The following is a 13,467-nucleotide window of genomic DNA, read 5'->3' as shown; positions in this document are numbered from 1 at the left end:
CTGGCCGGGCTGGCCGAGGTGGCCGAGGTGGCCGGGCTGACCGAGGTGGCCGAGCTGGCCGACCTGGCCGACCTGACCGAGCTGGCCGAGCTGGCCGGGCTGGCCGGGCTGGCCGGGCTGGCCGGGCTGGCCGGGCTGGCCGGGCTCCGCGAACGTCCGGCCGGTCAGGCAGGTTCGGGGCGGGCCTCCGCGACGCCCGCGCGGCGTCCGCGCGAGGAAGTGAGCCACACGGGGCGCTCGCCGCAGAGCATCGCCGGCCGCAGCCGGGCGAAGGCGCCGCCGGACGCCCGTCCGTCTGCCGCACGCCGGATCAAGCGGTGGCGGCGAGAAGTCCGCCGCGGCCTGCGGGCCCGCCCGGCAGGCGGCGAGGCGGAGCCGCTGCGGCCCCCTGAGCCACAGCCAACCGGAGGTGTCGGCGACGCCGCACCGGTCCGGCCGGACACCGGCGAGGCAACCCGCCGCCGTACCTCAGCGCCCGCGCGCCAGGCAGGCAGCGGTGCGGGGCTCGCCGCGGCCCTCTCAGCCACAACCCTCCGAGGGGCCAGCTGCGCCGCGTCCGGCCGGACGGACACCGGCGAGGCAACCCGCCGCCGTACCTCAGCGCCCGCGCGCCAGGCAGGCAGCGGTGCGGGGCTCGCTGCGACCCTCTCGGCCACAACCCTCCGAGGGGCCAGCTGCGCCGCGTCCGGCCGGACGGACACCGGCGAGGCAACCCGCCGCCGTACCTCAGCGCCCGCGCGCCAGGCAGGCAGCGGTGCGGGGCTCGCCGCGGCCCTCTCAGCCACAACCCTCCGAGGAGCCGGCTGCGCCGCGTCCGGCCGGACGGACGCGGCGGGGCATCCGCCGCACTTGCTCCGCGCCCGGCCGCGTCAGCCGGCGCCCCGTGACGGGCGCCCTCGCCCGCCCTCAGCCGCGTAGCAGGCGGCGTGCCGTCAGGGCGAGGTTGATCTCGACCACGTCGAGCGGGCGGGCCAGGGAGCGGCCGATGAGTTGTTCGCAGCGGCGGAGCCGGTTCAGGACCGTGTTGCGGTGGCAGTACAGCCGTTCGCCGGCGCGCTGGGCGGAACCCTCGGAGGCGAACCAGGCGACCAGGGTGTCCAGCAGGACGTCCCGGTCGGCCGGTTCCAGCCGCAGCAGAGGGCCGAGCACCCGCTCGGTGAGGGTCGCGCCGAGCTCTGGGCAGGAGATCACCAGCGCCTCGGGCAGATGCTCGGCGAGCCGGACCGTGCCGCCCTCGGGCGGACAGATGCCCAGGGCCAGATCGGCCAGGCGCCGGGCGTCACCGACCGAGGCCAGTCCCGTCACGGCGCTGCCAACGCCGATGCGGCATCCGGCGGCCGCGCCGTCGCCGGGCAGCTCCAGCGCCGCCGCGGGGTCCCGGTCGTCCCGCCCGTCCCCGGTCTCCCCCACCAGGACGATGCCGTAGTCCACCTCCGCTCCCGCGTGCCAGTACGCGCTCGTACCGGCGGACGCGCGGGCGCGGGCCCGCAGGCCCGTGGGGCCCTGCGGGCGGACGCCGGCGACCGCGACGACGACGTACCGGCCCTGCTCCGGCAGCCCCAGTCCGTCGGCGGTCTCGGGCAGGTCGGCGATGCGGCTGGTGCCGTCCAGGAGGGCCGACGCCAGCAGACGCACCCGGTTCTCGCGCCGCCAGGCGAGCTGCCGTTCGGCCTGCCGGTAGGCGTCGGCCACCAGGGTGCAGTGCTCGTCGACGAAGTTCCAGACGTCGGTGGCCACGTGGACCAGCAGACGGATGTCCTCGGGTTCCGCGCGGGCGGTCTCCTCGACCAGCCGCTGCCACACCAGGGACCCGCCGAGCCGGAACGCGTGCAGCAGCGCGTCCAGCGGCAGCCCCTGCTCGGCCCGGGTGGTACCGATCCGCCAGGTGCAGCGGTGGGCGGCCTCACGGGAGCCGCGCGGGTCGAGCAGCGAGGTCACACTGTGCCGCAGCGAGCGGTGCGCCTCCTGCCACGTGGCGGCGTGGTCGTTCTCCAGCGCCGTCCGGTACGCCGGTTCCTGCTCGTGCAGGACCGCCAGCAGCCGGTCGGTCAGCTCCGGCAGCTCGTCGAGCAGGACACGGGCCGCCCGGTGCAGGACGCGCAGCGCGTCGGCGTCGATCAGCGACCGGATCCGCCGTGTCCGCGGCTGCGGCACGGGCGTCGGCCCGGTGCGGAACGTCGTGCGTGTGCGTGCGGCAGGATGCATCGCGGTCCTCCCCCAACTTCGGCCTCCCGGCAGCACCCGGCGCCGCCCGGGCACGGCGGCGGCCGGCGGGTGCGCTGCGCGGACGGCCCTCGTCACCCCTACAGCCCTGCCCCGAAGAATGGCATACCGTCCGGTCGGTCCCCAGAGTCGTGCGGCACTCTTTCCGGATGGGACGGGGGTGATCATGCCGGGAGGAGCCGGGGAGCGGGCGGGAACGAACCGGGGATCAGGCCGGGAGGATCCGGGGGGCAGGCCGGGAGGATCCGGGGATCAGCCGGAGGTCATCGGCTCTCCTGGTCGACCATGCGGGCCAGCTCGACGCGGGAGCGCACCCCGAGCACGGCGAAGACGTTGCGCAGGTGGTAGTCGACCGTGCGGGTGCTGACGGCCAGCCGCTGGGCGACCTCCCTGTTGGTGGCTCCCTCGGCCACGTGACGGGCGATCCGCAGTTGCTGCGGGGTCAGCCGGGACAGCCCGCCCGTCGGCTCCGTCACGGACGCGGCGCCGTTGGCGCGCAGCTCTCCGCGGGTCTGGTCGGCCCAGGCGCCGGCGCCGCAGCGCTCGAAGCCGACCAGGGCGGCCCCGAGCCGGGCACGGGCCTCCCGCAGCCGACGCCGGCGCCGCAGCCACCTCCCGTACAGCAGCTCCGTACGCGCGCGTTCGAAGTCGCCGCCCGACTCGTCGTGCAGGGCGAGCGCGCGCAGGTAGAGGTCGTCGGCCTCGCCGTCGTCCACGGCCAGCAGCGCGCGGCAGCGGGCGAGCTGGGCGGACGCGTGCGGGTCGGCGCCGAAGGCCGCCCACTGGGCGAGGTCGGACACGACACCCCGGGCGTCCTCCGGCTGCCCGGCGAGCACCGCGGCCTCCACGAAACAGGGCACGGCGAGCATCCAGACGGCGAAGTGCCCCCGCCTGGGCCCCGGTCCGACGAGCGGGCCGAGCCGGTCGGCGGCGTCCAGAGGGCGGCCGCGGGCCAGGTCCGCGCGGGCGACGGCCCACTCGGCCAGGGTGGCCGCCTGGGCCAGGCCGTGGCGACGGGCGATGCGCAGGGCGGCCTCGGCGTGTCCGGTGACCGCGGCGGTGTCCCCCTCGATCGAGGCGGCCAGGGCGAGCATCGCGTGGTGATTGGCCGCGGTGTTGCGCTGGCCGGCCGCCAGCGCCGCCCGCACGCCCTCCTCGGCGTGGCCGCGCGCCTGCGCGTGGCGGCCGGCGCGCAGTTCGCCGTAGGCCAGGTACTCCAGGGCCCGCGCCTCGGACGCGGCGCACTCCGCGTTGCGGGCGGCCGCGAGGGCGCGCGCCCCGGCGGCACGGGCCGCGTGGACGTCCCCGAGCAGCAGGGCGGCCGCTGCGGCGCGCAGCAGCCGCTCCGGCCGGCCGTCGATCCGGGCGTGCTCCAGCACGCGCCGCAGCGGACGGGCGGCGTCCTCGGGCCGCCGGACGAGCAGGGCACGCATGCCGTCCCGGTAGTCCCGGACGAAGGGGTCGCGGGGCCAGTCCGGCCCCGGCCCCTCCCCGGCGGCACCGGGCAGGGCCGTGCCGTCGGTGTCTCGTGTCACCGGCCGGGCGTCGCCCCGCCCGGCGAAGGTCTCCGACGGGACGGCGAGCCCGGATCCCCGGCCCACCGCACCCGGAGCGTCCACCGCGTGCACCGCATCCGCTGCGTCCGGAGCGTCCACCGCATCCGCTGGGTCCGGAGCCTCCACCGCGTCCACCGCATCCGCTGCGTCGGGAGCCTCCACCGCATCCGCTGGGTCCGGAGCCTCCACCGTGTGCACCGCATCCGCTGCGTGGGGCGTGTCCACCGCATGCACCGCATCCGGCGCGCCCACCGCATCCGGCTCGCCCGGCCCGCCCGGCCCCTCCAGCGCATCCGACGCGTCCAGGGCGTCCACCGCATCCGGCGTATTCGACGCGTCCGGCGCATCCGGAGGAAAGTAATCGACCACCCGGTCCGCCGAGTCCGCGCCGTCGAGGGTGGCCAGGCACGCCAGGACGTCGCCCGACGCCCAGGCGGCGTCCGCGGCGGAGAGGCGCGCGGCCTCCGCCGCGTCCGGGGCGTCGGCGGCCAGCAGGGACGCGGCCAGCAGCAGGGACGCGCGCGCGTCGCCCACCGGGCCGTCGTACAACTGCCTGCGGGCGCGGGCGAGTTCGACGTGGCCGCGGCTCTCGGCAGCCGACCGGGCGGCGTCCCGTCCGTGCGGGCTCCCCGCACGGAAGGCCGTGCGCACCCAGCTCCTGTCTCCCATCATCCCAAGGAGGTTACTTGCGCGTAAGGAAGACCGGAAGCCTTACGTCCGCGCAGCCGCGGGCGCGGAACCACGTCGGCACCTGCGCGTTTGCCCGGCAGGGCCGGAGGGCGCCCGGTGGGCGGATTGTGCCCCGGCCCAACGGCGGGCCTCCTCGGCCGTGCCCCGGCACGACACCGGCGGCGGACGCGTCACGCGCGTCCGCCGCCGGTCCCCCGTCACGGCCGCGGTTCCGCGGCCCGGGATGTCAGGAGCCGTGCGGGCAGTTGCCCCGGTACTCCTCGATGGTCAGGCTGGGCCGCGGCAGCGGGCACAGGAACTGCTCGTAGCGGGTGTCGTTGTCGATGAACCGCTTGAGCCAGGAAATGCTGTACTTCGCGATCGTCGTGTTCGACGAGTTCGGCGTGAAGTGCGTCGCCGAGTTCAGCTCCAGGTAGGCCCGGTCCAGCGAGGAGGACAGGCTGGAGTAGAAGGGCTCGGAGTGCGAGGAGACCGGGGCGATGCTGTCCCCGTCGGCTCCGAAGATCAGCGTGGGCGTGGTGAGCTCGGGCCAGGACTTGTCGAGGTTCCACGGCGTCAGCGGGATCGCCGCCTGCAGCGCCGGACGCGACTTGGCGGCCTCCAGGCTGCCACCGCCGCCCATCGAGTGGCCCATGACGCCGAGACGTGAGGCGTCGACGCGACCGCGCACCGAGCTGCGCTCGGTGAGGTAGTCCAGGGCGGCCAGCAGCTGGCGGCCGCGCGAGTCGGGCTGGTCGAGCGTGGTCAGCGTGTCGATGGTGAACACCACGAAGCCCTGCGAGGCCAGACGCGGTCCGAGCCAGGCGATGGACGACTCGTAGGCCGTGTAGCCGGGCGAGATGGCCACCGCGCCGAACGTTCCGTCACTGGTGCTGGTCGGGTAGTAGATGGTGCCGCCGCCGAAGCCGGTCACGGACAGCGAGGAGACGGACGTCTGCGACACGGCGTACGGGCCGCGGCTCGCCTCGATGCTGGACGTGGTGGGGGCCGGGCCGCGCTCGTAGGGGTTGTCGGCGGCGTGGGCACCCGGGCTGGTCAGGGGTCCCAGGCCGACGACGACGGCGAGCGTCGCTGCGGCCGCGGCCAGTCGCCCGGTCCGGCGCCCGGCCCGGCGCCCAAGCGAGTCGCGGGAACCGGTGCGGGATTCGGTGTGGGGGTGGAGATGCACGACGAGTCGTCCTCTCTGTCGTGGCGGGGGGCCCGTGCGGGCACGCGGGACCTGGGGCGTCTGCCGCGTGCCCGCGGTGCGGGCACCGCCGTTGGGCTGGCCGTGCCACTGTCGGGCACCGGGCACCGCGCGCGGACCGGCAATGTCACCGGTCTTGTACGACCGGCAGAAGGACCCGCTGGAGCTGCCGCCGATGCCGGAGTGCCTGCCGCCACCGGTGCCGCCGATACCGCCATCGATGCCGAAGAGGCTGCCGCCACCGATGCCGCTGCCCCCGATGCCCCCATCGGTGCCGGAGTGGCCGCCGCCGCAGTGCCGCTGCCACCTCCGCCGCCGTCGGTGCCAATACCAATGCCGGTGCCGGTGCCGGTGCCGGTGCCAATACCAAAGCCGGTGCCGGTGCCGGCCGGGACCCGTTCCCGCAGGACCCGGCCGGGGCGTCATGGCGCGAGGCCCGAGAGGGCCGCGTCACACACCACCCGCCCCGGCTGTGCGCGGTGGGAGCAGAGCCCGTGCGCGGGCGGGCAAGGCCCCCTGGTTCTCCGGTCCTAGCGTGGCCGTGGGCGGCCCGGCGGATCCTCGATGCCGATGCGGGCCGCCTCGCCGGACACACCGGCGAGCAGCGAGTCTCAGGAGTCCGTATGTCCCACACCTTCGAACCGGTGAAGCCTGTTCTGGAGCCGGCCGCGGCCGCGTTCGCGGAGGCGACCGCCAACCCGCCCTACCTGTTCGACCTGGCCCCGGCCGAGGGCCGCAAGGCCGTCGACGAGGTGCAGTCGGGCGACATCGCCAAGCCCGCCGTCGACGAGGAGTGGATCACCGTCTCCGGCGGTCCGACCGGCAGCGTCCGGGCCCGGATCGTCAAGCCCGCCGGCGCCGAGGGCACCCTGCCCGTGGTCCTCTACATCCACGGCGCCGGCTGGGTGTTCGGCAACGCCCACACCCACGACCGGCTGGTCCGCGAACTCGCCGTGGGCGCGAACGCGGCCGTGGTCTTCCCCGAGTACGACCTGTCCCCCGAGGCCCGTTACCCGGTCGCCATCGAGCAGAACTACGCGGTCGCCCAATGGGTCGTGACCCAGGGCGCGTCGCGGAACCTGGACGGTGCGCGGCTGGCGGTGGCCGGCGACTCCGTCGGCGGCAACATGGCCGCGGCGCTGACCCTGATGGCCAAGGAGCGCGGTGATGTCGCGCCGGTCCAGCAGGTGCTGTTCTACCCGGTGACCGACGCGGGCTTCGACACCGGTTCCTACCACCAGTTCGCGACCGGCTACTTCCTGCGCCGCGACGGCATGCAGTGGTTCTGGGACCAGTACACGACCGACGAGGCCGAGCGGGCGCAGATCACCGCCTCCCCGCTGCGTGCCACCACCGAGCAGCTCACCGGCCTGCCCCCGGCCCTGGTGATCACCGCCGAGGCCGACGTGCTGCGCGACGAGGGCGAGGCCTACGCCGGCAAGCTGCGCCAGGCGGGCGTGCCCGTCACGGCCGTGCGCTACCAGGGCGTCATCCACGACTTCGTGATGCTGAACGCCCTGCGCGAGACCCACGCCGCCGACGCCGCCATCCGCCAGGCGTCCGCGGTCCTGCACGACGCGCTGCACACCCGCTGACCGGCGCCCGGGCCCGAACCGTTCCGAGGAGCACAGACATGGCCATCACACCGACCGCCCTGCTCGTCCACGGTGCCTTCGCGGACGCCGGCAGCTGGTCCGGCGTCATCGCGGAGCTCAGAAACCACGGCATCCCCGTGGTGGCACCGCCGAACCCGCTGCGCGGCCTGGCGTCCGACGCCGCCTACATCGCCTCGCAGGCCTCCCAGATCGACGGGCCGGTCGTCCTGGTCGGCCACTCCTACGGCGGTGCCGTCATCTCCGTCGCCGGCACGGCGGAGAACGTCGTGGGCCTGGTCTACGTCGCCGCCTACATACCCGAAGAGGGCGAGAGCCTGGGCGAGTTGCAGGGCCGCTTCCCGCTCTCGCCCCTGGTCGGCAGCCTGCAGGAGAGGACGTACCCGGTCGGCGGCGGGGAGACCGCCGTCGAGGTCACCATCGAGGCCGAGGCGTTCCCGGCGGTCTTCGCCGCCGACGTCCCGCGGTCCGTCACCGAGGTCCTGGCGTTGACGCAGCGTCCGCTGGCCGCCTCGACGTTCACGGAGACGGCGTCGGCCGCGGCGTGGAAGGACAAGCCGTCCTGGGCACTCGTGGCCGGGGCGGACGAGGCGATCAACCCGGAGGTGGAGCGCTTCGGCGCGCAGCGGGCCGGTGCGACGGTCGTCGAGCTCGACGGTGCCTCGCACGCCGTGGCCGTGTCCCGGCCCGAGGACGTGGCCGCCCTGATCCGCGACGCGGTGACCGCGACCGCCTGAGCCGGTCCGTGGCCGTGAGCGACGCCCCTGCCGGAGCACCCGGACGGGGCGGCCGTGAGCGGCGCGAAGGCCGTGCGGGCCGTCCCTGACGGGGCGCCTCGCACGGTCTTCGCACGTCGGTGCGTCGTGTCACGCGCCCGACGCGGGCCGCGGGGTGACGCCGTCGATCAGGTTGGTCACCAGGGCGACGACGAACTCGTCCGTCACCGGCTCGTCCGGGATCAGCAACCGGTGGTAGACGGCGCCCCAGAGCTGGTCGACGAGGACCTGGACGTCGACGTCCGCGCGGATCTGCCCCTGCTCCCGCGCGCGCAGCAGCCGCTCCCCCGCCAGCCGGCGCCGTCCGGCGGAGTACAGGGAGCGGAAGGCGGTGGCCAGGTCCTCGTCGGTCTGGGACTGGCCGATCAGCTCGGTCAGCACCCGCCCGGCCGGCGTCCCGGTCATCAGCTGCGCGAACGAACGCAGTTGACGCGTCAGGTCGGCGCGGATGTCCCCGGTGTCCTCGAAGGCCAGGGTCTCCTCGACGGCGTGGAAGTAGCCGTCCAGGGCGAGGGCGCCCCTGGAGGGCCACCACTTGTACAGCGTCGTCTTGCTGACGCCGGACAGGCGGGCCACCCGCTCGAAGGTCAGGTCGGCGATGCCTTCCTCGAACAGCACCTCGCCGACCACGCGGAAGACGTCGGCGCGGACCTCGTCGGCCGGGCGGCGCCCGCGCCCTCGGGCCGGACGTCCGGCGGCGCCCTCGGCCTGCTTCGTCACGATGTCCCTCCCTCGCTCGTTCCGGGGCCGATCAGTCTAGGAAGCCGTGCGACCGCGCTTGCGGCCCGGGCTCCGGGCCACGGCGCCTTGCCGATGCCGGTGGCGGCGCCGGTGATGAGGACGACCGATGACAAGGGTCTTCTCCCTCGCGGCTGCGGCGGGCCGGTCCGCTGGGGCCGGCGGGGTCAGGCCAGGCCGCCGTTGGCGTAGAGGACCTGGCCGTTGATCCAGCGGGCGGGGCCGGCGAGGAAGGCGACCGACTCGGCGATGTCGCGCGGTTCGCCCAGCCGCTCCAGCGGCGTGGCCCCGGCGAAGGCCGCGACGGTGGCCTCGTCCTTGCCCTCCAGGAAGAGCGGGGTGGCGACGGGGCCGGGCGCGACGGTGTTGACGGTGATGTCCTTGCCGCGCAGCTCCCGGGCGAGGATCAGGGTGATGCTCTGCACGGCGGCCTTGCTGGCGACGTAGGCCCCGTAGGCGGGCAGCTGGGTGCGGGTGACGGACGTGGACACGTTGACGATCGCGCCGCCGCGGCGGACCCGGCGGGCGGCCTGCTGGGCGACGACGAAGGTGCCGCGGATGTTCGTGCGGTGCATGCGGTCCAGGTCGTCCAGGTTCAGCTCGGCGATGGGCGCGAGCACCATGATCCCGGCGGTGTTGACCACCACGTCGATTCCGCCGAACGCCGTCTCGACGGCGTCGAAGGCTGCCTCCATCCGGTGCTCGTCGGCGACGTCGCCGCCGACGGCGACGGCCCGGCCGCCGGAGCCGGCGATCTCCTCGACGAGGGCCTCGGCCCTGGCCTTGTTGCCCGCGTAGTGCACGGCGACGGCGTACCCGTCGGCGGCGAGCCGTTCGACGACGGCCTTGCCGATGCCGCCGGAGCCGCCGGTGACGAGCGCGACGCGGGGTGTGGTGCTGGACGTGCCGGTCATGGTCGCTCTCCTCCGCAAGAAATGGACGCTGCATCCATATAAGCATTATATGAACGACGCGTCCACTTCTCGTGGAGTGCTTCTCACCGGCCCCGGCCGGGCGCGCCCGTCAGGTGCCGTGGACGCCGATCTCGTGCAGGGAGTAGCCCCAGCCGGTGCCGCGCGCGAGCCCCTGGATGCGGACGTGGCGGGCCGGTGCGGCGGCGAAGCGCGCAGTGTCCAGTCCGCCGTCGCCGGCCGTCGTCGACCAGACCGTCCGCCAGGTCGTGCCGTCGGTGGACAGCTCGACGCGGTAGGCCTTCGCGTACGCGCGCTCCCAGTCGAGGGTGACCCGGCTGACGGTGTGCGCGGCACCGAGGTCGAGCCGGAACCACTGGTCGTCGCTCCAGTCGCTCGCCCAGCGGGTGCCGCGGTCGCCGTCGACGGCGCGGTGCGGCTGGTGGCTCGTGAACAGGCTCCACTCGGAGGAGGAGGCCGACGCGGTGGACCCGCCGGCGAGATCGGCGGCGGGCTCGTGGCTCTCGGAGGCACCCCAGGTGTCGAGGTAGGACTCCGCGCCACGCATCAGGTCGTCCACCACGTCCTGTCCGCCGACCCGGCGGATGTCCTCGATCCAGTCCGGGACGAGGCCGTAGTGGGCGGCTCCGTCGGTGTTCAGGTCCCAGGTGCGCTCGCCGGTGGTCTGCCGGTCGATGACGGAACCCCCGTCGGCGCTCCTGAAGGGATACACGACCTTGTTCGGGGCGTCGGCTCCGCGCGGGGCGGGCCAGCCGCCGACGCCGTTCATGTCGGTGCCGTAGCCGTAGCCCACGCCGTACTTGTCGCGCAGGGCCTCGGTGCGCCTGGCCTCCGCGACGAAGCCCTCGGAGCCGTGCATGTACTGGGCGATGAAACCGCCCAGGCCGTAGACGCGTTCGGTCCACTCCGCGTCCATCCAGCTGTGCGAGGAGAGGACGCCCGGATAGGAGGCGGCCTCGAAGAGGTCGAGCACCCGGCCGGTGGCCTTGACGCTCATGTGGTCGATCTCCAGCATCATCCCGCGCCGCATCATGCCGCGCACGGCGTACTCACCGAGGCCGGTCAGACCCCTGACGTTGCACTGGGCGTCCGCGCTGTAGCCGGGGACCTCCACGCCCGCCGGGAGCTTCGCCTCGGCTCCGGCCGCCGTCGCGTTGCCGATGGGGTTGTCGGCCTGCGGCCCGGTGCACTTCTCCGTCTTCCAGAAGGTGCCGGTCGACAGGAACTGGCCGACGTTGATGGCCGTTCCGAGAGCTCCGGAGTCGAAGCGGACACCGCACAGCGCGTTGTCGAACTTGTGGCACAGGAACATGCTCCGCACGCCCAGCGCGTACAGCTCGTCCAGCCCCTTGTCGATGTCGGCCCTGCTGCACTGCGGCACGTCGAGGATCTGCTTGCAGCCGAACGGCTCGGAGGTCTCCACACCCAGGACGACCGCCAGCTTGCCCTGTTCGACGACCTGCCGGGCCTGGGCGCTGTCGGTGACGATCCGGAAGAAGCCCTTGCCCGGTCCGCCGTACAGCCTGTCGATGTAGGCCTGCATGTCGTACGTCAGCTTGGCCTGGAGCCGGATGGACGTCATCTCGTCGCAGCTCCGGTCCTTGAAGAAGTACACGGAGCAGATCACGCCGTTGGTGACGAGGTCGTTGACCAGCACGCGCTGCCCGCCGCGCCAGGCCCGCTCCACCCAGGCGTAGTAGTTCTGCTGGTGGGTCAGCGAGTCGTGGGCCGGCCAGTCCTTGAAGGTGGGCCAGCCGACGGGGTCGTGCTTGCCGTCTCCGCCGCGCGTGATGAAGTCGAAGATCGCCAGCGAGCCGTCCGGGTAGTGCTCGGGGCAGTCCTTGAGCGCGTCGGCCACGCCCTTCTCGGAGAACGGCTTGCCGCAGATCAGACGCCCGCCGAAGGCCTCGTTGGAGAAGATGTGGTCGTGCGCGTCGACGAAGCCGCGCACCTCGCCCCGGGCGTCGGTGCCGGTGAACGGCTCGCCCGTGACGTTGATCTGCGAGTCCGGCGCGGGCCGCGCGGTGGGACTCCACCAGTCGGTCCCGGCCGCCGCACTCGGCGTCGGGCCGAGTGCGACGGCCAGCACGAGCAGCAGGAGCGACACGACGGTCACGTTCTTGCGCGTGCGGTACGGGCGTTCGGCTCTGGTCACAACCCACGTCCCTCGGTCAGCGGGAGGCGGGGTCGGCGGCGGAGCACAGCCCGTTTGTCATGACCTCGCCCAACGTGCGACGAGAATCACCCCTGCCGCCGCACGAGTCAATACACGGGAGTGCGCGGCCTACTGACAGGTAATCAAACCTCCGGGTCCACCGCGGCCGGCGGGGGCAGGACGGTCGGCGCCGGAACTCCGGCCGGGGCAGCCACCGGCAGCGGACGCGGGCGGCGCGGCCCCGGCGCGTCTCGACGCCCGGCCGCCCCTCGGGCGGCTGACGGCGTCGGGGGTGGTGCCGCCCCCGGCCCGTACCGGCCTTCGGGGGAATTGCGCGGGCGCCGTGCGGGTGGGGGACCCTGCGGTGGTACGGGGAGGGGGTGTCCTCGCCTCCCGAACCGCCGCCCGTTCCGCCGCTCGGACGTCTCGCCGGCGAGGACGCCCGGGTGCCCGCCCTGCTGCGGACCGCGGCCGCCTACGCGTGGCGGCTCATCGCCGTCGGTGTCGTCGTCCGGGTGGCCTTCTCCGTGCTCGGGCAGTTCCACCGGATCGCCGTCGCCGTCTTCCTCGGTCTCGTCATCGCCGCGGTGCTGCGGCCCGTGGCCGGACTGCTCGCACGGTTCCTGCCCCGGCCGCTCGCGGTCGCCGTCGCGCTCGTCGGCGGCATCCTGCTCGTCCTCGGGGCGCTGGCCCTGGTGGGCGAGACCGTGGCGGACCAGCGCAGCGGACTGGCACGGGAGTTCGTGGCCGGGATCGACCGGATCGAACGGCGGCTGGAGGAACCCCCGTTCCGGCTGCCCGCGGACGCGTTCGCCGATCTGCAGTCGCGGATCGGCTCGTTGTTGTCCGACCACCGCTCGACCGTCATCAGCACGGCGCTCAGCGGCGCGAGCCGGCTGCTGGAGGTGCTGACCGTCCTCGCCCTGGCGGTGTTCTGCGCGGTGTTCTTCACGCACTCCGGCGAGCGCCAGTGGCAGTGGCTGTGCGACCAGCTCCCCGCCGGGGCACGAGAGCGCGTCACGGTCGCCGGCCGGGCCGCCTGGCGGACGTTCACCGGCTACACCCACGGCATCCTGCTGGTGGCCGGCACCAACGCCGTCCTGGTCGGCGTCGCGCTGTTCGCTCTCGGGGTGCCGCTCGCGGTGCCCCTGGCGCTGCTGGAGTTCGTGGCCGCGTTCATCCCGCTGATCGGCTCACCGATCGCCCTGGCGGTGGCGGCCGTGGTCGCCCTCGCCACGAAGGGACCCCTGATCGCCCTGGTGGTCGTGGCGCTGATCGTGGTCATCGGGCAGATCGAGGGGCACGTACTGCACCCGCTCGTGATGAGCTGGGCCGTCCGGCTGCACCCGGTGGTGGTCGCCCTGGCGGTCGTCGGCGGGGCGGTCGCGGCCGGCGTGATCGGTGCCGTGGTGGCCGTACCGCTGGTGGCCGTGGTCTGGGCGGTGTGCCAGGCGCTGCGCGACCGGAGCGCCTGACCCGCCGAGTCCCGCCATGCGGCGCGGTGTCGGGGTGCCCGTGCCACCGACCGACGGCTTTCCGTGCCCCGGCCACCGACATGGCCCTCACCCGGCTGCTCTAGTCTCTACTGCGCGGCCCGT

General features: G+C 74.5%; 8 protein-coding genes and 1 pseudogene. 3 read left to right on the top strand and 6 right to left on the bottom strand.

Annotation, left to right across the window (positions count from 1 at the left end):
• Positions 1-906 precede the first annotated feature (906 nt).
• From ACPXCS_RS25205 to ACPXCS_RS25195, 3 genes and pseudogenes are all read right to left on the bottom strand, one after another.
• On the bottom strand, positions 907-2,205 hold the full coding sequence (locus tag ACPXCS_RS25205; RefSeq protein WP_425949445.1) for a helix-turn-helix domain-containing protein: 1,299 nt from the start codon (positions 2,203-2,205) through the stop codon (positions 907-909).
• Between the two features lie 281 nt (positions 2,206-2,486).
• A pseudogene (locus ACPXCS_RS25200) lies at positions 2,487-3,887 on the bottom strand (helix-turn-helix transcriptional regulator); the annotation flags it as partial.
• A gap of 808 nt (positions 3,888-4,695) precedes the next feature.
• Positions 4,696-5,637, bottom strand: coding sequence for an alpha/beta hydrolase (locus ACPXCS_RS25195; RefSeq protein WP_425949444.1), 942 nt, complete (start codon positions 5,635-5,637; stop codon positions 4,696-4,698).
• Between the two features lie 641 nt (positions 5,638-6,278).
• Between ACPXCS_RS25195 and ACPXCS_RS25190 the strand changes: the two genes are divergently transcribed.
• Positions 6,279-7,250 carry an alpha/beta hydrolase gene (locus tag ACPXCS_RS25190; protein ID WP_425949442.1) on the top strand — a complete coding sequence of 324 codons (972 nt, stop codon included), beginning with the start codon at positions 6,279-6,281 and terminating at the stop codon, positions 7,248-7,250.
• A 38-nt stretch (positions 7,251-7,288) separates the two neighbouring features.
• The gene (locus ACPXCS_RS25185; RefSeq protein ID WP_425949440.1) at positions 7,289-8,005 is read left to right on the top strand and encodes an alpha/beta fold hydrolase; all 717 of its coding nucleotides are present in this window, start codon (positions 7,289-7,291) and stop codon (positions 8,003-8,005) included.
• 129 nt (positions 8,006-8,134) lie between these two features.
• Here the strand turns inward: ACPXCS_RS25185 and ACPXCS_RS25180 are convergent, their stop codons facing one another.
• The 3 genes from ACPXCS_RS25180 to ACPXCS_RS25170 form a co-directional block, all read right to left on the bottom strand.
• The gene (locus tag ACPXCS_RS25180) at positions 8,135-8,764 is read right to left on the bottom strand and encodes a TetR/AcrR family transcriptional regulator C-terminal ligand-binding domain-containing protein (RefSeq protein ID WP_425949439.1); all 630 of its coding nucleotides are present in this window, start codon (positions 8,762-8,764) and stop codon (positions 8,135-8,137) included.
• Positions 8,765-8,949: 185 nt separating this feature from the next.
• Complete coding sequence (locus ACPXCS_RS25175; protein WP_425949437.1) at positions 8,950-9,696, bottom strand: SDR family oxidoreductase; 747 nt, start codon at positions 9,694-9,696, stop codon at positions 8,950-8,952.
• Positions 9,697-9,805: 109 nt separating this feature from the next.
• Complete coding sequence (locus tag ACPXCS_RS25170; RefSeq protein WP_425949435.1) at positions 9,806-11,869, bottom strand: discoidin domain-containing protein; 2,064 nt, start codon at positions 11,867-11,869, stop codon at positions 9,806-9,808.
• Between the two features lie 446 nt (positions 11,870-12,315).
• Between ACPXCS_RS25170 and ACPXCS_RS25165 the strand changes: the two genes are divergently transcribed.
• Positions 12,316-13,344 carry an AI-2E family transporter gene (locus tag ACPXCS_RS25165; protein ID WP_425949634.1) on the top strand — a complete coding sequence of 343 codons (1,029 nt, stop codon included), beginning with the start codon at positions 12,316-12,318 and terminating at the stop codon, positions 13,342-13,344.
• Positions 13,345-13,467 lie beyond the last annotated feature (123 nt).

The organism is Streptomyces sp. DT190 (genome assembly GCF_049846985.1).
Taxonomy (GTDB): domain Bacteria; phylum Actinomycetota; class Actinomycetes; order Streptomycetales; family Streptomycetaceae; genus Streptomyces.
This window is presented reverse-complemented; position numbering and strand designations above follow the sequence as displayed.